The sequence below is a fragment of the Pseudomonas oryzihabitans genome (assembly GCF_007665395.1).
GTDB lineage: Bacteria > Pseudomonadota > Gammaproteobacteria > Pseudomonadales > Pseudomonadaceae > Chryseomonas > Chryseomonas psychrotolerans_C.
Window position 1 is genome coordinate 748,640 of the sequence record NZ_VDND01000001.1, and the last position, 26,625, is coordinate 775,264.

Genomic DNA, 26,625 nt, shown 5'->3' on the forward strand with positions numbered 1-26,625 from the left:
GTCACACCACCTCGAGTTCGGTCATGAAGTCACGGAGATCATCCAGATCGCTCTTCTGGACAGCGGTCAGCTCCGCTATCGAATTCGCGTAGACACGTAGCGAGTCGCTTTGGAACAGCAACGCCAGAGGAACCGGCGTGTCAAAGGCTTCTTGAACGCGCGCGGTCACACGCATCGCCAGCAAGGAATGCCCGCCCAACTCGAGGAAGTTGTCGAGCGCGCCCAGGCGCTCGATCTGCAGCACATCCTGCCAGATGGCCGCCAGGCGCTGTTCCACTGCAGTGGCCGGCGCGACATACGCCCGCGACGCCTCTTCCGCCAGGGGCAGCGGCAGGGCGCGACGGTCCAACTTGCCGTTGGGGGTAAGCGGCAAGGCCTCCAGGAGCAGTAGCTGGGTCGGCACCATGTAGTCGGGCAACAACGTCCGGAGTGCCCCGGTCACGCTCAGGCGCAGGTCGTCCTTATACGGCCCTGGGCGGACTCGTGAGATTTCGTCGGGCACCAGATAACCCACCAGACAGGGGCCACCGACTCCCGGTTGCGCCACCACCACCGCCTCCCGCACCCCGTCCTGCTCGCGCAGACGCGCCTCGATTTCTCCCAGCTCGATGCGGAAGCCACGGATTTTCACCTGGTGGTCGACGCGCCCCAGGTAGTCCACCACGCCATCGGCACGCCCACGGGTCAGGTCGCCGCTGCGGTACAGGCGGCTACCCGGCGCGCCGAAGGGATCGGGAACGAAACGCTCCGCGGTCAGGCCGGGGCGCTCCAGGTAACCACGCGCGACACCCTCCCCGCCCAGGTACAGCTCACCGGCCACGCCAACCGGCAACAGGTTCAATTGGGCATCGAGGATATAACCGCTGCGGTTACCCAGCAGCGTGCCGATCGGCATGTAGGCGGCACCGCAGACCTCGCCCGGCCGGGCCTTCCAGAGCAGAGGCGTGACAACCGTCTCGGTCGGTCCATAGCCGTTGAACAGGTATTGCGGGCGCAGCGCGCGCCAGGCCAGGTCGTAGCTGGCCTGCGCCACCGCATCGCCGCCGAAGCAATAGACACGCGTCGCCGGCGGATTGCCATCGCGCTCGGCGTGCTCGGCCAATTGTTGCAGATACACCGGTGGAAATACCGCGACGGTGACGCCGTGCCGATGCATCTGCGCATAGGTCTGCTCCGGCAGCCACAGGCTGTCGTCGCGGATCAGCACCCGCGCACCATTGATCAGGGGATGCATCCAGCCTTCATGGGAGCCATCGAAAGCGAACGACATGAAGTGCAGTTCGCAATCGTCCGGGGTCATCTCGTAACGCTCGCCGGTGGCCACGACATGCGCAATCAGCGGCCCATGGGAGACCGCCACGCCCTTGGGCATCCCCGTCGAGCCTGAGGTATAGATGACATAGGCAAGGTTGTCGCCGTGCAGCGCCACCTTCGGATCGTGGCCGGGGAAGCCGGCCCACTGCTCTTCCCGGTCCAGGGATAGGCAGGACAGTCCGTCGGGAATCGGCAGACGCTCAAGCAGATGGCTTTGGGTCAGCAACAGATGGGCCCGACTGTCCCGCATCATGTACAAGAGACGATCGCGCGGATACTCGATATCCAGTGGCACGTAGGCGCCGCCGGACTTCAGCACCGCCAGGAAGGCGATCATGATTTCCGCGCTGCGCTGCATGGCGATCGCCACCCGTACCTCAGGCCCGACGCCCTGGGCGATCAGCGCGTGGGCCAGGCGATTGGCCCGGCTGTCCAGCTCGGCGAAGGTCAGTACCTGGTCATCGAACAGCACGGCCGGCGAGTCCGGCGCCAGTCGCGCGCGCTCCGCCACCCGATCGTGGATCAGCGGCGATGCGGGGAAACCCGAATCGCTGCGATTCCATCGTGACTCGATCAGGGCGTGCTCGTCGGCGTCCAGCAACGTCAGTTCGACCAGCGTACGCTCGGCATTATCGACGAAGCCTTCGAGCAGGTTCAGCAAATGCCGGTCCAAGCGTTCGACCGACGCATCGGAGAACATCTGGCGGTCGTAGCTGTACTGCAGCGACAGGCAGTCGCCAACGCCCAGCGCTACGGTCAGCGGGTAGTTGGTCTGCTCATGGTTGCTCACCGGACCGAAGCGCACGCCTCCTGGCGCGCCCTGCTCCAGGGCCTCGGCCACGGGATAGTTCTCGAATACCAGCAGGCTGTCGAACAATGCCTCGCCGAGACCCGACCAGCGCTGAATCTCGAACAGCGGCGTGTGCTCCTGTTCGCGCAACGCCAGACTGCGTGCCTGCACATCCCTTAGCCAGTCGAGCAGGCGCATGCCCGGTTGCGGCGAGGAAACCACCGGCAAGGTATTGATGAACAGGCCGGCCTGCCGCTCGACTCCGGCCAGTTCGGCGGGACGTCCAGCGACGGTCGCGCCGAAGACCACGGTGTCCTGGCCGGTATAGCGCTGAAGCAATAGCGACCATGCAGCCTGCACCAGCGTATTGAGGGTGACCGCGTGCCGCTGCGCGAACCTCTTGAGACGCCCGGTACGCGACAGATCCAGGCTGCGCTGGTACTGACCGTTGCCACTCCGCTCACGCTCCGCGGCAACGGCCTGTGCCAGCCGGGTCGGTTCGAGCAGTTCGGCCAGTTGCTCTTTCCAGAAGGCCTCGCTGACGCCCTTGTCCTGCTTTTGCAGCCAGGCAATGTAATCGCGGTAACGTCCGACCGGTTCCCCAGCATGCCCGCCGATATAGCGGCTGAGCACCTCGCCGAGCAACTGCGCGCTGCTCCAGCCGTCCAGCAGAATATGGTGATAGGTATAGACAAGGTGGCGGCTGTCTTCGCCAGTCCGCACCAGAATCAGGCGCAGCAGGGGCGCCTGCTCGAGTTCGAAGCCCCGTAGGCGTTCGCTCTCGGCCAACTCGTCGAGGGCCGTGGCGATATCCGCGCGGTCACGCCAGTCGTGTTCAGCGAACGGCAGCTCCAGGCACTTGTGGACCACCTGGACAGGCTGCTCAAGATCTCCTTGCCAGAGAAACCCGGTGCGCAGGATGTCATGGCTGTCCACCGCTGCCTGCCAGGCGGCACGGAAGCGCGAAGAATCGAGCCCGGAGACATCGACCCGTAGCTGATTGATGTAATCGCCGTTGGCTTGCTCGTAGAGCGAGTGGAACAACATGCCATGCTGCATCGGCGACAGTGGATAGATGTCTCCTATGTGCGCCAGAGGCAAGCGATCCAACTGCTCCTGGCGCAACGCCGCGAGAGGGAAATCCGACGGTGTGGCACCGCTGTTTCCCTCCTGGCAGCAATGCTCGATCAACGCCTCCAGTTCCCGGGCGTAGTCATCCACCAGGCGCTGGACGGTTGTCTCGGCGAACATCTCGCGGCTGAAACCCCAGTGCAGGCTCAGTTCGCCGCCGTAGACCTGGCCCTCGACGCTCAGCCAGTTGGCCAGCGGCGCACCGGGGTCCTGGGCGGCGCCGGCGCTTTCCGCGGCCGGCGTCAGCAGCGCCGTGTCGTCGAACTGGCGGTCGAACTGGCCTAGGTAATTGAAGGTGATACGTGGTTGTGGCAAGGCAGCCAAGGTGGCCGCCGCCTCCGATCCGCCCAGATGGCGTAGCAGGCCGTAGCCAATGCCCTTGTCCGGCACGCCGCGCAGTTGTTCCTTGATCGCCTTCAGCGACTCGCCAACATCGGCTGCCGGCGTTAGGCATAGCGGGAACAGGCTAGTAAACCAGCCCACCGTGCGGCTCAGGTCGATGTCCTCGAACACCTCCTCGCGACCATGCCCCTCCATCTGCACCAGCACGCTGGCCTCGCCGCTCCAGCGGCAGATCACCCGCGCCAGGGCGGTCAGCAACAGGTCGTTGACCTGGGTCCGGTAGGCCGCCGGGGCGTCCTGCAACAGACGGCGGGTACGCTCGGCGTCCAGGATCAGGCTGAGCTTGTGCTCGTAACGGTTTTCTAGGGCGCCCTGCGGGTTTTCGCAGGGCAGCGAACCCGGTGCATCGCGCAATTGCGCCTGCCAATAGGCCAGTTCGTCCAGGCGCTCGCTGGCCTGTTGGCGCTGCCACTGGGTCCAGGCCTGATAGGAACTGCTACGTGGTCCGAGATCGGCATCGATATTGGTATAGAGACGCTGCATATCCTCCAGCAGGATGCGCCAGGAGACGCCGTCCACCACCAGGTGGTGAATCGCCAGCAGCAGGCGTTGGCTGCCATCGGCCATCTCTACCAGCAAGGCACGCAGCAGTGGCCCCTGTTCAAGGTCGAGACTGCGCTGGGCCTCCTCGCAGAGGGCCAGCAAGGTTTCCGTCGAATCCGCCTGGCGACGCCACAGCGGGTTTTCGGCCTGCCCGGCATAGGCCTGACGCCAGATACCGTCCTCCTGGCGGAAACGCAGGCGCAGCGCATCGTGGTGCATCAGCAAGCGCACCAGCGCCTGCTCCAAGCGCTCAGCGTCGAGCGGCTGGCGCGCCTGCAACAACAACGACTGGTTCCAGTGCTGGCGGTTGGGAATCTCCTGTTCGAAGAACCACTGCTGTACCGCTGCCAGCGCCGCTTCGCCAGCGGCCGGCCCCTGCTGCGCCTGCTCTCCGCCTTGCCTGGAGACCTGGGCCAGCGCACGGACGCTCTGGTGCTGGAACAGGTCGCGCGGACTCAGGTGCAGTCCGGCTTGGCGGGCACGGCTGACCACCTGGATCGAAACGATGGAATCGCCGCCCAGGGCGAAGAAATTGTCGTCCAGGCCAACCCGCTCGACGCCCAGCAGCGCCTGCCAGATAGCCGCCAGGGTCCGTTCCACCTCATTGCGCGGCGCGCTGTAGCCCGTCTGCTCCGTCGCCACATCGGGTTTCGGCAGCGCCTTGCGCTCCAGCTTGCCGTTGGGGCTCAACGGCATCTTCTCCAACGCCAGCCACTGCGCCGGCACCATGTACTCCGGCAGGCTCACCGCCAGATGCACGGCCAGCGCCTCGCGCCAGTCTCCGGTCTCGCTTTCCAGCACCACGTAGCCAACCAGTTGCCGGCCATCCACCGCCAGCACCGCCACCTCGCGCACCAGAGGATGCTCCAGCAGCCGCGCCTCGATCTCGCCCAGCTCGATACGCAGGCCGCGCAGCTTGACCTGATGGTCGATGCGCCCGGCATACTCGATCACCCCATCGGCCCGGTAACGCGCCAGATCGCCGGTGCGGTACAGCCGCTCGCCCGCCACGAACGGACTGGCAACGAAACGCTCGGCGGTCAACCCCGGACGTTGGTGGTAGCCACGCGCCAGGCCTTTACCGGCCAGATACAGCTCGCCCAGTACGCCTACCGGCACCGGTTCCAGGTTGCCATCGAGGAGGTAGCAGGCCAGGTTGGCGATTGGCTTGCCGATCGGTACCGTGTCCTTGCCTTCTTCCACGCAGGTCCAGTGGGTGACGTCGATAGCCGCTTCGGTCGGGCCGTACAGGTTGTAAAGGCCAGCCTGCGGTAGCTTGGCGAACACCTGCTGCTGTGCGTCCGCCGGCAGTGCTTCGCCGCTACAGACGATGCGCTTTAGGCTGGCGCAGGATGCCACCGAGGGCTCTTGCAGGAACGCCTGGAGCATCGACGGCACGAAGTGCAGCGTGGTGACGCCTTCGCGGTTGATCGTCTCCACCAGCTTCGCCGGGTCGCGGTGATCCCCAGGCGCGGCCACCACCAGTCGGGCGCCGGTCATCAGCGGCCAGAAGAACTCCCAGACCGAGACATCGAAGCTGAAGGGGGTCTTCTGCAGCACTGCATCCGCCCCGTCCAGGCCATAGGCCTGCTGCATCCAGCACAACCGGTTGGTCAACGCCGAATTGCGATTGCCGGCACCCTTGGGCTGACCGGTGGAGCCGGAGGTGTAGAGCACATAGGCCAGATGCTCGCCAGCCAGCGCGATCTCGGGGTCGGTTTCGAGCTGGTGCTCCAACCAGTCGCCATCCTGATCCAGATCCAGGCGCTGCAGGCCCTCGCTCGCGGGCAACTCCAGGTGAGACTGGGACAGCAGCAGCCGTACCCCGCTATCCGTCAAGAGGAACTCCAGGCGCTGCCGCGGGTAGTCCGGGTCCAGCGGCACATAGGCACCACCGGCCTTGAGCACCGCCAACAGGCCTACCACCAGTTCCACCGAGCGCTTCAGGGCGACGCCGACCAGTACCTCGGGACCAACGCCGCGCTCGATCAGGGCATGGGCCAGGCGATTGGCCCGGCGATTCAGCTCGGCATAGCTGAGCCGTTGCGCCCCGAAGACCAATGCAGGCGACTCGGGGGTACGGCGGACCTGGACTTCGAACAGCCGGTGTACCGGCTGCGCCAGCGGATAGTCACGCTGGGTGGCGTTCCAGTCGTGCAGCTGCTGGGTCCGCTCGACGGGCGTCAGCAGCGGCAAGGCATCGAGCGTCTGCCGCGGATCGGCGACCATGGCTGCCAAAAGCGTTAGCCAATGGCAGGCCATACGCTCGACGCGCGGACGCTCGAAGAGATCGCTGGCGTAGGTCAGGGCCGCGCGTAGCTGGCCGCCTTGTTCATAGGTATCCAGCGCGAGGTCGAACTGGGTGGTGCGGCCCTGCCCTTCCAGGGGCGCGAAGCTGAGGCCGTCGACGCTGGGCAGCGCCCGTAGATCCGCCACCTGGGGCTGATGGTTATAGAGCACCTGGAACAGCGGGCCGTGGCTGAGCGAGCGCTCCACCCCCAAGGCCTCGACAAGTTGCTCGAACGGTAGGTCCTGATGATCCTGGGCGCCCAGTACGGTCTGGCGCACCTCGGCCAGGAAGTCGACCACGCTGAGCCCGGCGCGGGGCTGACCGCAGAGCACCTGAGTGTTGACGAACAGGCCGATCAGCCCCTCCACCTCCTGGCGGTTGCGGTTGGCGACCGGCGATCCGACGCGGATCTCGGCTGCGCCGCTGTAGCGATACAGCAGGATCTGGAAACTGGCCAGCAGCCACATGAACAGACTCAGCTCGCCCTCCCGCGCCCGGGCGCGCAAGGCGGCGGCAAGCTCCACAGGAACGTCCAGCTCCAGGCGCTCGCCCCGATAGCTGGGCAGCGGCGGCCGTGGCCGGTCGCCAGGCAGTGCCAGCACCGGATGGCTGTCGCCGAGTTGCGCGCGCCAATAGTCCAGCTGGCGTTCGCCCTCCCCCGCCTCCAGCCAGCGGCGCTGCCAGAGGGCGTAGTCCGCATAGGCCACCGGCAGAGCAGCGAGATCCGGCTGCCGGCCCCGATGCAGGGCCGCGTAGGCATGCAGCAGTTCGTCAATGAGCAGGTTCATCGACCAGCCATCGGCGACGATATGGTGCAGGGTCAGCAACAGCACATGGCGCTCGGCCTCCAGCCGCAGCAGGCGCCAGCGCAGCAACGGGCCGACTTCTAGGTCGAAGGGTTCCCGTGCCTCGGCAGCGGCGCGGGCGCGCGCTTCGCCTTCGCGCTGGGCAGCCGGCAGCTCTTCCAAGTTCTCCTGCAGCAGTTCGGGCAGGCTGTCGCTCATGACCTGACGAGGTTCGCCGTCCGCCTCACAGATGAACAGGGTACGGAGCGTCGGATGGCGCTCTACCAACAGAGTGCAGGCAGCAGCAAGAGCCTGGTGATCGAGGGGGCCGTCGAGACGCACCGCCCCGGGCAGGTTGTAGGCTGCGCTCTCCGGCTCCAGCTGCCAGAGCAGCCACATCCGTCGCTGGGCATAGGAGAGGACGTCGTGATCTTCCGTCTCGACTCCTGCCGGGATGGGGAAGAGGCGGAAGTCCACGCCCTCCTCGCGCAGGGAGGCGAGGAACAGACGGCGTTTCTCCAGGGGTAGCTGGATGAAGCGGCGGGCCAGGGCGAGAGAGTGTTCGGCGTTCATCTATCACGGTTTCCGTGCACGTGGGCAGCGGGCACCTGGGTGCCCGGTCGTCTCAAGAGAACGGATGGGTGGAGATGAAAATTAATCGCATCAGCGTATTGCTGACACGAAAGCGAGAGCGCCCTTAGGCGGATGTGTCTCGGGTTTGCAGTTGGCCAAGCACATCCGCCAAGCGCGTCAATACCGCGGCCTGCTCGCTATGGATGAAGAAGTGCCCACCCGCGAACCAGTCCAGCTGGCAAGGACCACGGGTCTGGTGGGCCCAGGCCTGTAGCTGTGCGGGAGTGGCTTGGTCCTCGCGTCCACCCCAGACCCATAATGGGCAGTCCAGCACCGGACGAGCTCGCGGTCGATGACTACCGCAGAGCAGGAAGTCCGCACGCAGGACCGGCAGCGTCAGCGCCATGAGTTCGGCATTGGCCAGCACCTCCTCCGGCGTGCCGCCGCGCTGGCGCAGGTCGGCAATCAGCTCCTCATCGCTTTTGGGCCGACTCAGGTCCCGATCGTAGCTGTCACGCTCGGTGGGCGCCGCCGTGCCCGAGGCGATTAGCCCGCCAGGGGGAGCGCCCCACTCGGTCAGCAGTTGCGCCACCTCATTGGCCAGCAAAGCGCCCAGGCTATGACCGAGCAACACATAGGGCTGCCGAGCCCGCGGCAGGAGTTCCTGGGCCAGTTGCATGCTCAGGCGCGCGAAATCTTTCTGCAGGGGTTCACCCAGGCGGCTGCCGCGTCCGGGCAATTCCACGGGGCACAGCTCCAGCTCGGGAGGCAATTGCCGGCGCCAGCGCAGATAGGCCAGGGCGCTGGCACCGGAATACGGCAGGCAAAACAGCCGCACCTAGGAAGCCTGCTTGTCCATGTGTTGGCGCAGGCTCAGCGGACGCATGTCGGTCCAGACTTCTTCGATGTAGGCCAGGCACTCAGCCTTGAAGCCACGCTTGCCGGCGTCGCGCCAACCATTGGGAATGGTCTTGTAGCTCGGCCAGATGGAGTATTGCTCTTCGTGGTTCACCACCACGGTGAATTCGATGTCGTCGCGGTCGAAGACGGAGGTCATGACGGTTTCCTTGGTTGGAGAGTGAAGTTAGTGCGCAGCCCGCACCGCGGCGGCGAAACGCTCGGCCACGGTGTCGATCTGCGCAGGGGTGATGATGAGCGGGGGCAGGAAGCGCACCACGGCGCCGTGGCGGCCGCCCAGTTCGAGGATCAGCCCACGGCGCAGGCATTCGCGCTGGATGCGCGCAGCACGGGCGCCATCGGCCGGCGGATGCCCTTGGGCGTCAGGAGTGCCCGTCGGATCGACGATCTCCACGCCGAGCATCAAGCCGCGGCCACGGATATCGCCCAGCTGCGGCTGATCGTGCTGCAAGGCGGTCAGGTGGCCGCCCAGGCGTTCACCCATGGCCGTGGCGTGGCGGGGGATATCATGTTCCTGCAGGTAGCGGATCACCGCCGAGCCGGCCGCCATGGCCATCTGATTACCCCGGAAGGTGCCGGCATGGGCGCCAGGCTTCCAGGTATCCAGGGCGTCGCGGTAGACCATCACCGCCAACGGCAGGCTGCCACCGATGGCCTTGGACAGCACCACCACGTCCGGGGTGATACCGGCGTGCTCGAAGGCGAACATCCGTCCGGTGCGGGCGAAGCCGCTCTGGATCTCGTCGACGATCAGGGCGACCCCGGCTGCAGCGGTGATGCGGCGCAGTCCGCGCAGCCAGTCCAGGTCGGCGGGGATCACCCCGCCCTCGCCCTGGACCACCTCGACGATGACCGCCGCCGGGCGCTGCACCCCGGCTTCCGGATCACTCAGCAGGTTTTCGAGGTAATGCAGATGGGTACGCACCGCGGTGCTGCCACCCTGGCCGAAGGGGCAGCGGTAGTCATAGGGATAGGGCAGGAATTGCACGCCCTGACTGACCAGGCTGCCCAGGGGTTGTTTGGGGCCAAGGCTCCCCATGAGGCTCAGGGCGCCCTGGCTCATGCCATGGTAGCCACCCTGAAAAGCGAGCACCGTACTGCGACCGCTGGCGGTGCGCACCAGCTTGAGCGCCGCTTCCACGGCGTCGGTGCCGGTGGGGCCACAGAACTGGATACGCGCATCCCGGGCGAAGTCGGCCGGTAGCAGCGCGAAGAGATCCTGGACGAAGCGATCCTTGACTGGAGTGGTCAGGTCGAGGGTATGCAGGGGCAACTCGTCGTCGAGGACCGCACGGATGGCGTCGATCACCACCGGATGGTTATGGCCCAGCGCCAGGGTGCCAGCCCCGGCCAGGCAATCGATGAACAGTCGCCCCTCGACGTCCTCCACCTCGATCCCGCGGGCGCGCTTGAGGGCCAGGGGCAACCGCCGCGGATAGCTCCGGGCGTTGGATTCCTGGGCGCTTTGCCGCGCCAGCAACGGATGATCAGCGAAGCTGTACAGCGTTTCGGCAGCGGAGGCGACGATGGGATCGGCAGCGGACATCGGGGTGGCCCTCGAAGATAAGGTTATAGAGCAAACGGTTGGCGGGCCGGCGGATTTAGCGATCAGCCGGCCTGACCTTCACAACAATTCCAGCCGCGACATCAGGTCGTCGAGCCGCTCGGCCTGCTCGGTGCCTAGCGCCACCTGCCCCTCGCGCTCCAGGTATTCAGCCAGGGCACGCACCGTGCTGCACTCGAACATCGCCCGCAGCGGCAGCGTGCGCCTGAGGTTCTGCTGCACCCGCGAGGCGATTTGCGTCGCCAGCAGCGAATGACCACCCAACTCGAAGAAGTTGTCCGTCACCCCTACCCGTTCGAGCTTGAGCACCTCGGCCCAGATGGCGGCCAGATCGCGCTCCAGCTCAGTGGCCGGCTCGACCTGGACGCGCCGGGCAGCGCCTTCTGCACCGGGCGTGGGCAAGGCCCGCCGGTCCAGCTTGCCGTTGGCATTGCGAGGTAGTCGCTCCAAGAGCAGCCACTGCACCGGGACCATGTAGTCGGGCAACACCCGCCGCAGCGCGTCGCGCAACGCGCCGAACCAGTCTTCCCCGCTGTACTCGGGCTCAGCCGCCACCAGATAACCCTGGAGATAGGGGCCATAGGGTCCCTGGCAGACCGCCACGGCGGCCTCGCGCACCGACGGCTGGCTATGCAACTGGGCCTCGATCTCCCCCAGCTCGATACGCAAGCCACGCAACTTGATCTGGTGATCGCGACGGCCCACGTACTCCAGTAGCCCATCGGCCCGCCGCCGTGCCAGATCACCGGTGCGGTAGAGCCGCCCGCCCGGGACGCCCCAGGGATGCGGTACGAAGGTCAAGGCTGTGCGCTGGGGGTCGCCCAGGTAACCCCGCCCTACCCCGATGCCGGCCACGCACAGCTCGCCGGTAGCCCCCAGAGGCACCAGGCCCTGGGCGCCGAGCAGGTACAGCCGATTGTTGTCGGTGGGTGCGCCAATGGGCAGGTAACTACCGTTGGTATCGGTAGCTTTTACCTGGTGGAAGGCGACATCGTCGGCGCACTCGGCCGGACCGTAGGCGTTCACCAAGCCGCACAGCGGATGGCGCTCCAGCCACTGCCGCGCCAGGGTCGGCGGCATGGCCTCGCCGGTGGGCAACAGCCAGCGCAATCCGCTGGGTAGCGGTTTAGCGGTATCCAGCAATCCCTGGATCAGCGCTGGTACGCTCTCCAGCACGGTGATGCCCTGCACCGCCACCTGTTCCAGCAACGCGGCGGGATCATGGGCCTGGGCGTTGGGTACGATCACCGTGCGCCCGCCGAACAGCGGTGCCGCGAGGAACTGCCAGACCGAGATGTCGAAGCTCTGGGAGGCGGTCTGGGCGATGGCATCCCGTTCATCCAGGCCCAGATAAGGCACCTTGCTCAGCTGGTTGTTGAGCATGCCCGCCTGCTCGACCATCACCCCCTTGGGCGTGCCGGTGGAGCCCGAGGTGTAGATGATATAGGCCAGGTGTTGCGGACCACTGTAGAGCCCCAGATCCTCGACCGCACTCTCCTCGGCCTGGACCTCCTCCCAGACCAGCAGCCGCGGCCGCCCGACGCAAGCCAGTTGCTCCAGCAGGGCCTCGGCTTGGATACGGCAGCCAGCGCTGCAGACCAGTACCCTGGCCCGACTCAGCGCCAGGATATGAGCGAGCCGCTCGCTGGGATGCCCCGGGTCCAGGGGCAGGTAGCCGGCGCCGGCCTTGAAGGTGCCGATCAGCATGCCCAGCAGTGGCAGGTCGCGGTCGGCCAGCAGCGCCACCGGCTGGTCGAAGCCGATGCCCACCGCCCGTAGTCGCTGCCCGAGGCGGTTGGCCTGGACGTTCAACTCCGCGTAGCTCAGGACGCGTCGTCCACACTGGGCGGCGATGGCCTGCGGATGAGCGGCGACCTGGGCTTCGAACAAGCGGACGTAACCCTGGTCGAGAGGGTAGTCGCGGGCGCTGGCATTGCAGTGTTCCAAGAGGAACGCGTGTTCGCCAGGATCTTCCAGCGCCAACTCAGCGAACGGCCCGTCGATACCCGCCGCCACGGCCAGCAGCAGCCGGCGGAAGTCGGCCAGCAGGCGCTCGATGGTCTGGGCATCAAAATAGCGCCGGTCGTAGGACAGGTGTAGACCCAGATCATCGCCGGGATAGCAGACCACCGTCAGCGGGAAGTTGGTGTGGGTCCGCCCGGAGTCCGAGGTGGCCTTGAGCCCCTGGGCGCGGTCCAGCACTGCGGCATCCACGGGCGCGTTTTCGAAGACGAAGAGGCTGTCGAACAGCGGTTGCCCCTTGGGTACCTCGCTCGCCTCCTGGATCTCCACCAACGGCAGGTACTCGTGCTCGCGCAGCGCCAGATTGGCTTCCAGCAAGGTGCGTAGCCAGGCCAGTACCGAGGTGTCGGCCTCCACGCCCGGCAACCGCACCCGCAGCGGTACGCTGTTGATAAACAGACCAACCGTACGCTGCATTTGCGGCTGGTCCAGTGGGCGACCGGCGACGGTCACGCCGAACAGCAGGTCAGGGTCGCCGCTGTAGCGATGCAGGACCAGGGACCAGGCGGCCTGGGCCAGGGTATTGACCGTGAGACCATGGCGCTGCGCCAGTTCGCGCAGCTGTGCGCCCTCGGCCGGCGCCAGCCTCAGTTGGCGATCCCCTACCTGCATGCCGCCATCCGCGCCGGCGTGCTCACGCAGCGGCGGCCGGTCGCAAGGCAGTTCGGTGGGTCGTTCCAAGCCTGCCAGATTGGCGCGCCACCAGGCGCGGGAGCGCTCATGATCCTGGCGTTGCAGCCAGGCGATGTAGTCGCGGTAGCGCGGTGCAGGCGCCAGCGCTGGTGCCCGCCCCTCACCCAGGGCGGCGTAGATATCCAGGAAGTCGCTCATCAGCAGGCCACGGCACCAGGCATCGATGAGGATGTGGTGGTTGCTCATGATGAACCAGTAGCGCGCTTCGGCTACGCGAATCAGCCGCAGGTGGAACGGCGGCCGCTCGAGCAGGGCGAAACCGGCCAGCCGCTCCCGCTCCAGCAACGTCTGCAGACTCCGCTCCTGGGCCTCGGCGTCAAGCCCGCGCCAGTCGAGCACCTCCACGTCCAAGGCTTCGGGGCGCTGGATGACCTGCAGCATAGTCTCCCCCGCGTTCCAGACGAAGGACGCCCGTAGCGCTTCATGGCGTGCCACCACCGCCGACCAGGCCTGAGCGAAACGCTCGTGGTCCAGGGCACTGTCGATGCGGTAGCGGTCCTGCATGAAATAGAGCCCCTGGCCAGGCTCGAGCAGGGTGTGCAGCAGCAGCCCCTCCTGCATGGGCGTCAGCGGATAGATGTCCTCGATGCGCCGGGCCGGTATGGCCAGGGCATCCAGCTGCGCCTGGCTCAGGCGCGCCAGTGGAAAGTCCGCAGGGCTGCAGCCACCTGAGCGGTCATCCAGGCAGTGCTCCACCAGCAAGGCCAGCTCGGCATTGTAGGCGTCGGCCAAGGCCGTCACGCTGGCCTCGTCGAACTGCTCGCGACTGTAGGTCCAGCGCATGCCCAGGCGCCCCTCCTGCACCTGGCAATCGATGGCCAGGGGTGTCGGCAGAGGGGCGTCGGGATCATGCAAGGCGCCCAGGGAACCGGCCGCTGGGCTGAACAGGCTGTCTTCGGAGAAGCTCTGGTCGAACTGGCCCAGGTAGTTGAAGGAGATGGCCGCCTCGGGCAAGGCCGCGCAGGCCTTCCGTAGGCTGGGCTCCGCGAGATAGCGTAGAACGCCGTAGCCAAGGCCCTTGTGCGGTACCTCTCGCAGTTGGGCCTTGATCGCCTGGATGGTCATACCGAGCCCTTCAGCGGGCATCAGTCGTACGGGATAGGCCGCGGTGAACCAGCCGACGCTACGGGTCAGGTCCAGGTCATCGAACAAGCCGTCACGGCCGTGGCCTTCCAACTGCACTGCTACGGCCGGCGCCTCCAGCCAACGGCACAGCACTCGCGCCAGGGCGCTGAGCAGCAGATCGTTGACCTGGGTGCGATAGGCCACCGGTGCTTCCTGCAGCAACTGGCGGGTCAAGTTGGTTTCCAGCGTCTGGCTGACCTGGGCGGCCTCTCCGGCACGGGTGCGACCGTCTGGTCGGTCGTACTTGAGCGTTGGCGTGGTCGTACCCAGTTGCTGGCGCCATAGCGCGAGCTCTTCACGCAGGGATTCACTCTGCGCATAGTCGTGGAGCCGCGCCGCCCAGACGCTCGGCGGGCTGGTGCGCGCCGGCAGCACCTGGCCGCGGTAGGCCCGCTGCAGATCCTCCAGCAGGATGCGCCAGGACACGCCATCCACCACCAAGTGGTGACAGGCCAGCAGGAGGCGCTGGCGGGTTCCGGGGCCTTCCACCAGCACAGCTCGCAGCAGCGGTCCCGTGGCCAGATCGAGGCTCCGCTGGGCGCTTTCGAACAAGGCCAGGCACTCTTCCTCACTGGTGACCTGACGCTGCCACAGTACCCCTTCATTCACTGCCGGTGCATAGGCGGCCTGCCAGCCAGAGGCTTCCCGTGCATATCTCAGGCGCAAGGCGTCATGATGGGCGACCAACACCTGCAAGGCCTCTGCCAGCCGCGTACCCTCCAGCACCTCACGAGGCGCCAGCAGTACCGCCTGATTCCAGTGATCCGGCTTGGCCAAGGGCTGCTCCAGGAACCACTGCTGGATCGGCGTCGGTAGACTGGCCCCCTGGGCGGGGCCGCTGACAACCGCCCCTGTCGCCTGCCGACGAGTCACGCTGGCGAGCCGCCGCACCGTCTGGTGCTTGAAGACGTCGCGCGGGGTGAAATGCAGACCGCGCTCGCGTGCCCGGCTGACCAGTTGGATGGACAGGATCGAATCGCCACCGCGCTCGAAGAAGTTGTCTTCTACGCCCACCGAAGGCACCTGCAGCACCTGGGCCCATACCTCGGCCAGCGCCGACTCCAGCGCCGAGGCTGGCAAGGCCTCGGCCGTCTGCGCGGCCGGCGCCGGCAGCGCCTGCCGATCCAGCTTGCCGTTGGCGGTGAGCGGCAAGGCCGGGAGGGCTACCCATAGCGCGGGCACCAGGTAGTCGGGTAGCGATTCGGCAAGGCGAACTCGTAGCCCGGACAGCCAATCTGGATTGCCGCTCAGGCCGCTGCCCAGATAAGCCGCCAGTTGCTTGCCTGCCGGTCCATCCAGGGCCAGTACCACGGCCTCGTCGACTCCAGGTTGCTCGCGTAAGCGCGCCTCGATCTCGCCGAGTTCGATGCGGAAGCCCCGTATCTTGACCTGATGATCCAGGCGCCCGACGTATTCCAGCTGCCCATCGGCGAGCAGGCGCACCCGATCGCCGCTGCGGTACAGCCGGCCACCGTCGGCGGCGAAGGGATCGGGGACGAAGCGCTCGGCAGTGAGGCCAGGGCGCTGGTGGTAGCCTTGCGCCAGGCAGGCTCCGCCCAGATAGAGCTCACCCAGGGCACCTTCCGGCGGCAGGGCCAGATCGGCACTCAGCACCGCCGCGCGGCGCGCCCCTACCACGTGGCCGATGGGTACGCTGGCGGCGCCGGCCGGCAAGGCGTCTGGCGCCTCGGCGGCCAGCGGCATGACCACGGCTTCCGTCGGGCCATAGGCGTTGAAGAAGATTTCCGGTGCGAAACCGCGGCAGATACGTTGCAGGTGCTCACCGGTCAGGGCCTCGCCGCCGGTGATGCACAGCCGCACCGGCAGTTGTCGCCCCTGCCCCGCCAACCACTGGCCAAGTCCGGCGCCATAGCTGGGGGTGAAGCCCAGGACGGTCACCTGCTCCTCTTCGATCAGCGCGCAAATACTTTCCGGGTCCCATTGCCCCTGGGCCCGCAGCACTACACGGGCACCACAGAGCAAGGGGGTGAGCAGCCGCTCGCTGGCGGCGTCGAAGTTGATCGAATAGAAATGCAGCTCGCAGTCGTCCTCGCGCAGGCCGAAGCGTGCGATCACCGCCTGGCAGTGATCGGCGATCTCGCCATGGGCCACCACCACGCCCTTTGGCTGGCCGGTGGAGCCGGAGGTGTAGATCACATAGGCGGGCAGCGCTGGATGGCTGAGGCCCGCGACCGGCGTAGCCACGAAGTCAGCCAACTCGACGGAGGCAGGGTCCAGCCAGCCCTCCATCAGGCTGGCGGGTAAGGGCTCCAGGCGTTCGCGCAAGACTGCGCTGCCCAGTACCAGCCGCACGCCGCTGTCCGCCAGCAGATAACTCAGCCGCTCCACCGGATATTCCGGGTCCAGTGGAACATAGGCGGCGCCGGCCTTGAGAATGGCCAGCAGGCCCGCCACCAGGTCCAGCGAACGCGGCAGTCCCAGGCCGATGCGCATCCCCGGCCGCACGCCCCGGGCGATCAGGGCCTGGGCCAGACGATTGGCGCGGGCATCCAGCTCGGCATAGCTCAGGGTCTCGCCGGCAAAGGTCAAGGCCGCGGCCTCGGGCGTCGCTGCCACCTGGCGAGCGAACAGCGCATCCAGGGTAGTGGCCGGACGAGACACTTCGCCGGACAGCCGAGCCAACTGGGCTGCACGTTCCTGGGCGCTGAGCAATGGCAGATCGCACAGGCGCAGCTCAGGATCGCCCTGCAAGGCTTCCAGCAACGCCTGCCAATGGCCGGCCATGGCCGAGATCCGCGGCTCGTCGAACAGATCCTGGCTGTAGGTGAAGCAGCAGCCCAGACGCTCGTCGAAGTCGGTGACTTCCAGGTTGAGGTCGAATTTGGTCGCATGGGCATCGTTGACCCGGTATTCCACGGTCAGCCCACCCAGGGTGCGGGTCTGCTGGAACGCCCAGCGCTGGACGTTGCACATCACCTGGAACAGCGGGTTATAGGCCGGACTGCGCGCCGGCTGCAGGGCCTCCACCAACTGATCGAACGGCAGGTCCTGATGGGCCTGGGCCTCGATCACCGTCGCGCGGACCTGGGCCAGCAATTGGCCGACGGTCATCTGGCCATCGAGGTGGCAGCGGAGCACCTGCGTATTGAGGAAGGCACCGATCAGCCCTTCGCTTTCCGGGCGGATCCGGTTGGCTACCGGCATGCCGATACGCAGATCGGTCTGACCGCTATATCGGTGCAGCAAGGCGGCCAGCGCGGCAGTGCAGGTCATGAACAGCGTCAGCCCCTGGCGGGCATTGAAGGCCCGTACCCGTTGCGCCACCTCGGGCGGCAGACTGAAGCGATGGAGTGCGCCGCGATGGCTCTGCACTGGTGGCCGTGGACGGTCGCTGGGCAGCTCCAGCAGCGGATGCTCATCGCCCAGCTGCTCGCGCCAGTAGTCGAGCTGACGAATACGCTCGCCGCCGTCGAGCCACCGGCGCTGCCACTCGCTGTAATCCAGATATTGCACCGGCAGCGGCGCCAAGGGTGACTCACGCTCGTCGAGAAAGGCTTCGTACAGCTCACCCAGCTCCCGAGCGAAGATGTCCATGGCCCAGCCTTCGGTGACGATGTGATGCAGCGTCAACACCAGGTGATGCTCGCGCTCGCCCTGCTTCACCAATAACGCGCGCAGCAATGGCCCGCGCTCCAGATCGAAGGGTCGGTGAGCCTCTGCATCGGCCAGGCGCAGCAGCGCCGCCTCGGACTCAGCGGTGGGAAGCCGCGAGTGATCGTGCCACGCCAGAGGCACCTGCAATTCGGCCTGTACCTGTTGGATCGGTGTGCCGGCGGGACTGGGGAACGTGGTCCTCAGCGTCTCATGGCGTTGGATCAGCGCCTGGAGTGCCGCCTCGAAGCGGGCAATATCGAGCACTCCGATCAGGCGGGCCATGCCCCCGACGTTATAGGCGGGACTCTGCGGGTCCAGTTGCCAGAGGAACCACATGCGCTGCTGTGAGGGCGACAGCGGTACCGGGAGACTGCGGTCGACCGGCAGAATGGGACCGAGCCGATCCAGCGTGCCTGCGGCGCGCAACGCCTCGACCTCGGCAGCGAAACCGGCGAGGGTCGGCTGGGCGAACAGCGTACGCAGGGACAGATCGACATCGCAGGCCAGCCGAACCCGGGAGACGATCTGCGTCGCCAGCAGCGAATGCCCGCCTAGGGCGAAGAAATCGTCTTCAAGCCCTAGCGCAGCGATACCCAGCACCTCGCTCCAGATCGCTGCAATCTGCCGCTGCAGAGCCGTCTGCGGTGGCGTGGTCGCGGCGGTCACACGCTCCGGCAGTGGCAATGCCTGGATATCGAGCTTGCCATTGGGGGTCAGCGGCATGGCATCCAGCACCAGCACCTGGGTCGGTACCAGGTAGTCGGGCAGCTCGGCCGCCAGAGCCTGGCGCAATTGCCTGGGATCGAGCGGTGCGGCGCCGGCCTGGCAGGTGACATAACCGAGCAATTGCGGGCCACCCGCGGTCTCGCGCAGCGCCACCACTGCCTGGGCGACGCCAGGCTGCACCAGCAGGCGTTGGCGGATCTCGCCGGGCTCGATCCGAAATCCGCGCAGCTTGAGCTGGTCATCGAGACGGCCCAGATAGTCCAGGCGACCCTCTGCGTCCCAGCGTACCCGGTCGCCAGCGCGGTACAGGCGACCGCCTTCGCCGAGCGGATCGGGCACGAAGCGCTCGGCAGTCAGCGCGGGACGACCCAGGTACCCCCTGGCCAGTCCCGCTCCCGCGATGCACAGCTCGCCAGCCACCCCGACTGGAAGCAGATTCAACTCGCTGTCGAGTACCCGGCAGCGCACGTTGCCCAGCGGCTTGCCGATAGGAACTCGGGCGCCGTCTTCGGCATGGCAAGGCCAATGAGTGGCGTTGATGGTGGTTTCCGTCGGCCCATAGCGATTGTGCAGGGCCACTGCCGGCAGACAGGCCAGCGTTCGGTCGCGCAGGGCCGCCGGCAGAGCTTCTCCGCCGCTGAACAGGCGTCGCAGCGAGGTGCATTCGGCGACGCCCGGCTGATCGAGGAAGAGTTGCAACAGCGGCGGCACGAAATGCAGCGTGGTGACACCGTGGGCCCGCACCCGCTGCAGCAACGCCGCCGGGTCGCGTTGCTCACCTGGCGCCGCCAGGACCAGGCGAGCGCCGGCCAGCAGCGGCCAGAAGGTTTCCCATACCGAGACGTCGAAGCCCAGCGGCGCCTTCTGCAAGAGCACGTCGCTGGCGTCGAGGGCGTAGGTCGCCTGCATCCAGGCCAGGCGTTGCGCCAGGGCGCCGTGGCTGATGCCAACGCCCTTGGGGCGGCCGGTAGAGCCCGAGGTGTAGAGGACATAGGCGAGATGCTCGGGATGCAGAGCCGGTAGCGGCAGAGCGACATCTTCGCCGGCTGCCAGCACCCCATCCAGGCGCAGGACCTGCACACCGGCGGGTAGCGTCAGGTGGTGCGCCGGATCGCCCAGGCACAGCAGCAGAGGCGCCGCGCTGTCGGTCAGCATGAAATCCAGGCGCTCGCGGGGATAGTCGGTATCGAGCGGTACATAGGCGCTCCCCGCCAGCACGATGGCCAGCAACCCTACGACCCGCTCCGGCGAGCGCTCCGCGCAGATCGCCACCGCTACGTCGGGACCGGCACCTGCTGCCAACAGCCGCCTCGCCAGGCGCCGCGCGGCGGCGTGCAGGTGCCGATGATCGAGCTGCCCGCCATCCCATTCCAGTGCCAGCCGGTCAGGATGAGCCTGCAAGGCTCGCTCCAGGCCCGCCGGCAACAGTTCCTCCGGCATCGCGCAGGGCGCCTCGCCCCACAGCAGCAAACGCTGACCTTCCGCCTCGGACAATGACGGCAGCTCCCCTACCGCCCGCTCGGGCTCGGCTACCGTCGCCGCCAAGAGGTGGAGATAGGCGTCTGCCAGGCGCTCGATGGCGTCGCTGTCGCAGGCATCGAGGGCAAAATCGAAGTGCAGGCTCAGGCGCCCGCGCTCGTCTTCCTCGGTCTGCAACTGCAATTCGAACTTGGCCTGGCGACTGTGCCAGGCCAGGGGCTCGGCCAGCAGCCCGGGCAGACGCCGCAAGGCACCGAGATCCCGCTGCTGATGGTTAAACAGCACCCGGAACAGTTCACGACCGCCGTAGCTGGCGGCCAGGTCGTCATAGGGCAATGCCTGGTGCGCCTGGGCGTCGAGGGTGAAGTCGCGCACGCGCGCGAGCTGGGCCGCGAAGGACTCAGCAGGCTCCAGGCGCAGCGGGAACACGAGGGTATTGATGAAGCAGCCCACCTGGCCGAAGGTGTCGGCCTGGAGACGATTGGCGCTGGGCACGCCCAGGCAGCCCAGGCGCGGGCCGCCGTGCCGGTGCAGCAGCAGGCCGAAGGTCGCCAGTAGCCACATGAAGGGACTGGCGCCGCGCGCCTGGGCCGACTGCCGCAGGCGCTCGGCCAGCCCAGCCTCTACCCTTCGACTCAACCGCGCCGCTGGCGATACCCGCCGCGCATCCCAGTTGCCCTCACTCGGCAAACTGAGCGGCTCGGGCGTGTCACCCAGCGCGTCGCGCCACCAGGCCAGGTGGCTCGCCTGCCAATCTGCCTGGCGGCTCTCCTGGCCGAGGACGGCCTGTACCGACAGGCATGGCAAGGAGGCCAGCTGCGCGGCTTGGCCGCCACAGGCCTCCACATACAACCGGGCGAACTCGTCCAGCAACAGATTGAGCGACCAGCCGTCAGCCACGATATGGTGCACCGTCAGCCATAACTGCCAGGCTTCCTCATCCTGGCGGACCAGGCTGGCACGCAACAGCGGTCCCTGCACCAAGTCGAAGGGTTCGCGCGCCTCGGCATCGCGCCGCTGGCATAGCGCCCGCTCACGACCGGCCTCGGGCAGGCTGCGCACGTCCAGCACCTGCCAGCCATAGCGCGCGCTCGCGTCGATACGCTGCCAGGCTTGGCCGTCCGCCTCGAAAAAGCGGCTGCGCAGACTGTCGTGCCGCGCCACCAGGCGGTCCAGGGCGATCTGCAGCGCCTGGGCATCCACCTCTCCGCGCAGGCTCAGCCCACCGGGGATGCTATAGGCCGCACCTGCCGGATCGAGTTGCCAGGCCAGCCACAGCCGCCGTTGTGCCGCCGACAGCGGCAGGCGCTCACCGCTGACGGGCTCTGCAGCGGTCTCACATAGCGGCGGGCTTGCCGCTACCCGGGCGGCGAAGTCGGCCAGCCGCGGCGCCTCGAACAGGGTGCGCAACTCCACGGCCTGCCCCAGGCGACTATGGATCTCCCCGATTACCTGAGTGGCACTGATGGAGTTGCCGCCCAGCAGGAAGAAATCCGCCTCGGGCCCCACCGCGACCCCACCCAGGCAGGTCTGCCAGATCTCCGCCACGACAGCGGTCAGTTCCTCACCCTCTCCCGTTGCCGACCTGGCGGCCGTCTCGCCATCCGGGAAGCAGGCATAGGCCTGCAACTCCCCGGCCCGAAACTGCGGCCAGCACGCCGAGCGTTGCAGCTTGCCACTGGAGGTCTTGGGCAGGCTGCCCGGCTCCAGCAAGGCGACGAACGCCGGAGCTTGCTGGCAGACCCCGGCGATGGCGCGGCGGATGGCCTCGATCAGTCCCGCGGCTGGAAGACGTTTGCGGGTACCGCGACCGATCTCGCAGGCGATGCCGATGCCCTCCTCGTCACCGTCCGCTACCGCGAAGGCAGCGACCCGGCCCTCGCGTACCCCCTCCACCGTTGCCTCGATAACCTGTTCGAGATCCTGAGGATAGAGATTCTGGCCGCGGACGATCAGGAGATCCTTGAGCCGACCCGTCACATAGAGTTCATCACCCTGCAGGGCACCGAGATCACCCGTGCGCAGCCAGCGGATGCCGTCACGCTCGACGAAGGTCGCCGCACTGGCCTCGGAATTGCGCCAGTAGCCGGCCGCAATGCTCGGCCCGCAGGCCCAGATCTCGCCTACCGCACCCGCGGGCAAAGCCTCCAGGGTCAGCGGCGCGACGATGCGAACGTCATGCCCCGGCTGGGCGCGGCCACAGCTGATCGCCAGGGCATCGTCACCAGCAGCCAGCGTCCCGGCACTCAGCGCGGACGCCGCGACGGACCGCGCGCCTATGCCTTCGCCGCGCCGGCCACCGGTGACGAACAGTGTCGCCTCGGCCAGACCGTAGCAGGCGAAGAAGCTGCCGGGTGTGAAGCCGGTAGCGGCGACATGGTCAGCGAAACCGTCGAGGCTGGCCTGGCGAATCGGCTCCGAACCGGAATAGGCCACCCGCCAAGAGGACAGGTCGAGCCCGGCGAGGGCCGAGGGGCTGATTCGTTCGCGACACAGCCGATAGGCGAAGTCCGGGCCGCCGCTGATGGTGCCGCCGTAGGTGCTGATGGCCTCCAGCCAGCGCACCGGCCGCTCGAGAAAATAGCGGGGCGACATCAGCACGCAGGGAATGCCGCTGTAGATGGGTTGCAGCAGGCCGCCGATCAGCCCCATGTCGTGATACAGCGGCAGCCAGCTGACGATGACGTCGTCAGGACCTATCCCGAAGCCAGCACGGATCAGCGCCTCGTTGGCCACCAGATTGGCGTGGCTCACCATCACGCCCTTGGGCAGGGACGTGGAGCCGGAGGTGTATTGCAGGAAGGCGATGTCGGTCGCCTCGGGCAGGCGGACGGGCCAGCCCTCCTCTGCCGCAGGAGCCAGGGTGTCTACCGCCAGCCCCGGCACTCCGGCTGGCAACTCGGCGAGCAGCGCGGTACTGGTCAGCAGCAGTCTCGGCTCGGCATCCTCGATGATGGACAGCAGACGGCGTTGGTGCTGGCTGTTACCCGAGGTGGGTGGATAGGCCGGCACCGCGATGACCCCGGCATAGAGACAGCCGAAGAAGGCCGCAACGTAGTCCGGACCGCTGTGGAAGACCAGCACGGCTCGCTCGCCCGGCATCAGCCGTCCGCTCAGGGCAACGGCAATCGCCCGTGCACGGCAATCGAGTTCGCCGTAACTCAGCGTCGTCTCGCCATCGGCCTCCAGAAACCGCAGGGCGAGACCCTCGGCATGTTGTTCGGCGCGCTGACGCAGCGCATGGGACAGGGTGGGAAAGGCTTCGGGAGACGGGGACATGCGGAAATCCTGCAGGGTTCGCTACCGGGCTTAGCCACGGTCGGTACAGAACAAACGCATTGCCCTTCGGAAAATTAAGCGGCGCTCGACAAAGCGCGACAAACAGGCCAGCTAGAGCCAAAAGGTATTTGACAATCATTTTCATTTGGAAATAATTTGCACCACCAAAAGGGCACCCGCTGCCAGGCCCACAAGGAACGCGCATGTCAGAGCCTCAGGTTTCCCTCCCTTGCAATACGCCCCTGCTGAACACCTTCGTCTCCCAGCGCCCGGTACTGGTGAAAGCGGCGACCCGGATCGTCGGCTGTCCGTCCCGCGCCGAGGATGTCGTGCAGGACGCCTATTTCCGCCTCGAGACGGCGCCGCAGATCACCTCCTCGCTAAAGGCCCAGGTCGGCTATCTGTTCCAGGTCGTCCGTAATCTGGCCATCGACCACTATCGCAAGAGATCCGTCGAGTCCAAGTACACCAGCCCCCAGGAGGATCACGAAGAGGTGGCCACGGTGGCATCCCCTGGCCCGGAGAACACCTACATCGGCCAGCGCACCCTGAATCATCTGGACGCGGCGCTCGCCGAGCTACCGCAGCGGACTCGGTACGCCTTCGAGATGTATCGCATCCATGGCGTCGCGCAAAAGGACATCGCCAAGGAACTGGGCGTCTCTCCCACCCTGGTCAACTTCATGATCCGCGATGCCCTGGCGCACTGCCACCAATCGCTGAGAGACTTCGCCTAGGCCCTCTAAGCCGGACACGCAGCAGGACGGCGTGCCCTGAGCGCTCCAGCCTCCGACCGAAGGAGTCAACGGCGGCGGTCGTCCTATGAGGGATGCACGGGACGACTACCCACTGGGTACGGGCTTCCCCAGTTGAAGGACGCGAATTGGACTAGCGCCGACACGACCTGCCAAGGGTCGTGAGCAGATCCAAATACACCCTTCATCGCGCCCAGGTAGATACGCCAGCAGCCTTGGGTAAGCCAGCGACACTGCATGCCAAGCCGTCCGGGTGCTGGAGCGGCAGCGATGGACAAACTTTTTCCAGGCACAAAAAAAGCCGCCCGAAGGCAGCTTCTCTTGTCTCGTCCGGGCAGTTCAGAGGACCCAGGACGAAGGCTATATGGCGCGGCGGACGGGACTCGAACCCGCGACCCCCGGCGTGACAGGCCGGTATTCTAACCGACTGAACTACCGCCGCGCATTGCGTGCACCTTGCGGAACACTTCCCGAAGAGTTTGGTGGCTGATGACGGGATCGAACCGCCGACCCCCTGCGTGTGATGCAGGTGCTCTCCCAGCTGAGCTAATCAGCCATCCCCTTCGGGTGACGCGCATTCTCCTCGTAGCCCTTTGATCCGTCAAGGATTTTTCCAATTTTATTTTCTTCGAGCGCTATTCCAGGTAGATCATCTTGCGGGTCATGCCACCGTCCAGGGTGATGGCCTCGCCCGTGATGAAACCAGCGTTACCGCCGAGCAGCCAGGCCACGCAGGCCGCCACGTCTTCCACCGTCCCTACCCGGCCGACCGGATGCTGCTCATGATCTGCCGCGGCTAACGGCTCGGTTTCCCGGGGGTGGGGATCCCGTGCATCGATCCAGCCAGGACAGAGCGCGTTCACCCGGATGTCGGGGCCTAGACTGATCGCCAGCGCATGGGTCAGTGCCAACAGCCCACCCTTGCTGGCCGCATAGGCTTCGCTGTGCGGCTCGGATTGCTGGGCTCGAGTGGAGGCGATGTTGACGATGGCGCCCTGCTGCTCGCGCAGGTAGGGCGCGCAATGCTTGGCCAGGAGCATGGGACCTTCGAGATTCACCCCGAGCACTCGTCGCCACTCGCTCAGCGCCAAGCTCTCCAAGGGCTGCCCCTGGGCACTGGCCAGGCCAGCGTTGTTGACCAGGGCGTCCAACCTTCCGAACTGGCCGACCACCTGGGCCACCGCGGATTCGACCTGAGCCTCGTCCGCGACGTCGAGGGCCACGAACCAGGCTTTTTCACCCAAGGCGGCTGCGACCTTGGCGCCGCGCTCGTGCTCGATGTCGGCCACCACCACGCGCCACCCCTCGGCGACCAGCCAGGCGGCGATGCCCAGGCCGATGCCACGGGCAGCACCGGTGACCAGGGCGACCCGCGGCTCCACTGGTGCGAACGTCAGGCTCATAGTGCCGCCAGTCCGCGGGCCAAATCCTGCTGCAGGTCACCGAGGTCTTCCAGGCCGACCGCCACGCGGATCAAGCTGTCACGGATACCGGCATTGGCCCGCTCGGCGGGCGACAGCCGACCATGGGAGGTGGTCGCCGGGTGGGCGATGGTGGTCTTGGTATCCCCCAGGTTGGTGGTGATGGAGATCATGCGGGTGGCATCGATGAAGCGCCAGGCGGCGTCACGGCCGCCCGCCACCTCGAAGGACACCACGGCGCCGAAGGCCGATTGCTGGCGGCGGGCCAGGTCGTGCTGAGGATGGCTTTCCAGGCCGGCGTAGTGGACACGCTCGATACCGGGTTGCCCTTCCAGCCAACGCGCCAACTCCAGCGCGGTCTGGCTGTGCGCCTGCATGCGGATCTTCAACGTCTCCAGGCCCTTGAGGAACAGCCAGGCATTGAAGGGACTCAGGGTCGGACCGGCGGTGCGCAGGAAGCCCACCACCTCCTTCATCTGCTCGGCACGGCCAGCGACCACGCCACCCATGCCGCGGCCCTGGCCATCGATGTACTTGGTCGCCGAATGGATGACGATGTCGGCACCCAGCGCCAGTGGCTTCTGCAGTGCCGGGGTGCAGAAGCAGTTGTCGACCGCCAGCAGCGCGCCCTGGGCATGGGCGATCCCGGCCAGGGCCGCGATGTCCACCAGCTCGGCCAGGGGATTGGACGGCGACTCGACGAAAAACAGCCGGGTATTCGGCTTGCAGGCCGCCTGCCAGGCGTCCAGATCGGCCAGCGGCGGATAGTCCACCTCGATGCCGAAGCGCTTGAAGTACTTCTCGAACAGGCTGATGGTGGAGCCGAACACGCTGCGCGAGACCAGCACGTGGTCGCCGGCGCTGCACAGGCTCATCACCATGGCCAGGATGGCCGACATGCCCGAGGCGGTGGCCACCGCCTGCTCCGCGCCTTCGAGGGCCGCGATCCGGGTCTCGAAGGTACGGACCGTGGGGTTGGTATAACGCGAATAGACGTTGCCCGGCACCTCGCCGGCGAAACGCGCCGCGGCATCCGCGGCGGTGCGGAACACGTAGCTGCTGGTCAGGAACAGGGCTTCGCCATGCTCGCCTTCCGGCGAGCGCTGCTGCCCTGCCCGCACCGCCAAGGTCTCGAAGGCCGCGCCCTCGAGATCACTGTCCAGGCGTCCGGCATCCCAGTCTTGGCTCATGTGCAGCTCC

At 66.8% G+C, this 26,625-nt stretch carries 8 protein-coding genes and 2 tRNA genes; 1 reads left to right on the plus strand and 9 read right to left on the minus strand.

The genetic code is table 11. The annotated features are described in order from the left end of the window. Position 1: 1 nt before the first annotated feature. From FSV73_RS03330 to FSV73_RS03350, 5 genes are all read right to left on the minus strand, one after another. A complete protein-coding gene (locus tag FSV73_RS03330; protein WP_145003791.1) occupies positions 2-7,828 on the minus strand; it encodes a non-ribosomal peptide synthetase in 7,827 nt (2,608 codons plus the stop codon). 124 nt (positions 7,829-7,952) lie between these two features. Further along, positions 7,953-8,666: a thioesterase II family protein gene (locus FSV73_RS03335; RefSeq protein ID WP_145003794.1), complete on the minus strand. Its 714-nt coding sequence runs from the start codon at positions 8,664-8,666 to the stop codon at positions 7,953-7,955. Further along, complete coding sequence (locus FSV73_RS03340) at positions 8,667-8,885, minus strand: MbtH family protein (RefSeq protein WP_145003797.1); 219 nt, start codon at positions 8,883-8,885, stop codon at positions 8,667-8,669. A gap of 27 nt (positions 8,886-8,912) precedes the next feature. Then, positions 8,913-10,292 (minus strand): aspartate aminotransferase family protein, encoded by a 1,380-nt coding sequence (locus FSV73_RS03345; RefSeq protein WP_145003800.1) that lies wholly within the window; start codon positions 10,290-10,292, stop codon positions 8,913-8,915. 78 nt (positions 10,293-10,370) lie between these two features. Then, a complete protein-coding gene (locus tag FSV73_RS03350; RefSeq protein WP_145003803.1) occupies positions 10,371-23,249 on the minus strand; it encodes a non-ribosomal peptide synthase/polyketide synthase in 12,879 nt (4,292 codons plus the stop codon). A gap of 203 nt (positions 23,250-23,452) precedes the next feature. Here FSV73_RS03350 and FSV73_RS03355 point away from each other — a divergent pair, with 203 nt between their 5' ends. Then, positions 23,453-23,986: an RNA polymerase factor sigma-70 gene (locus tag FSV73_RS03355; RefSeq protein WP_145003806.1), complete on the plus strand. Its 534-nt coding sequence runs from the start codon at positions 23,453-23,455 to the stop codon at positions 23,984-23,986. 383 nt (positions 23,987-24,369) lie between these two features. On the opposite strand, the gene FSV73_RS03360 is transcribed toward FSV73_RS03355, so the two are convergent. The 4 genes from FSV73_RS03360 to FSV73_RS03375 form a co-directional block, all read right to left on the minus strand. Next, positions 24,370-24,446, minus strand: a tRNA-Asp gene (locus FSV73_RS03360). Positions 24,447-24,484: 38 nt separating this feature from the next. Then, positions 24,485-24,560, minus strand: a tRNA-Val gene (locus FSV73_RS03365). Between the two features lie 79 nt (positions 24,561-24,639). Further along, positions 24,640-25,407, minus strand: coding sequence for an SDR family oxidoreductase (locus FSV73_RS03370; protein WP_145003809.1), 768 nt, complete (start codon positions 25,405-25,407; stop codon positions 24,640-24,642). Further along, positions 25,404-26,615, minus strand: coding sequence for an O-succinylhomoserine sulfhydrylase (locus FSV73_RS03375; RefSeq protein ID WP_145003812.1), 1,212 nt, complete (start codon positions 26,613-26,615; stop codon positions 25,404-25,406). The genes FSV73_RS03370 and FSV73_RS03375 overlap by 4 nt, the downstream gene beginning before the upstream one ends. Between the last annotated feature and the right edge of the window lie 10 nt (positions 26,616-26,625).

Excerpts from the sequence above, each read along its gene's own strand:
- FSV73_RS03330 (WP_145003791.1), bottom strand. The coding sequence starts at position 7,828 with ATGAACGCCGAACACTCTCTCGCCCTGGCCCGCCGCTTCATCCAGCTA.
- FSV73_RS03340 (WP_145003797.1), bottom strand. The coding sequence starts at position 8,885 with ATGACCTCCGTCTTCGACCGCGACGACATCGAATTCACCGTGGTGGTG.
- FSV73_RS03345 (WP_145003800.1), bottom strand. The coding sequence starts at position 10,292 with ATGTCCGCTGCCGATCCCATCGTCGCCTCCGCTGCCGAAACGCTGTAC.
- FSV73_RS03350 (WP_145003803.1), bottom strand. The coding sequence starts at position 23,249 with ATGTCCCCGTCTCCCGAAGCCTTTCCCACCCTGTCCCATGCGCTGCGT.
- FSV73_RS03355 (WP_145003806.1), top strand. The coding sequence starts at position 23,453 with ATGTCAGAGCCTCAGGTTTCCCTCCCTTGCAATACGCCCCTGCTGAAC.
- FSV73_RS03370 (WP_145003809.1), bottom strand. The coding sequence starts at position 25,407 with ATGAGCCTGACGTTCGCACCAGTGGAGCCGCGGGTCGCCCTGGTCACC.
- FSV73_RS03375 (WP_145003812.1), bottom strand. The coding sequence starts at position 26,615 with ATGAGCCAAGACTGGGATGCCGGACGCCTGGACAGTGATCTCGAGGGC.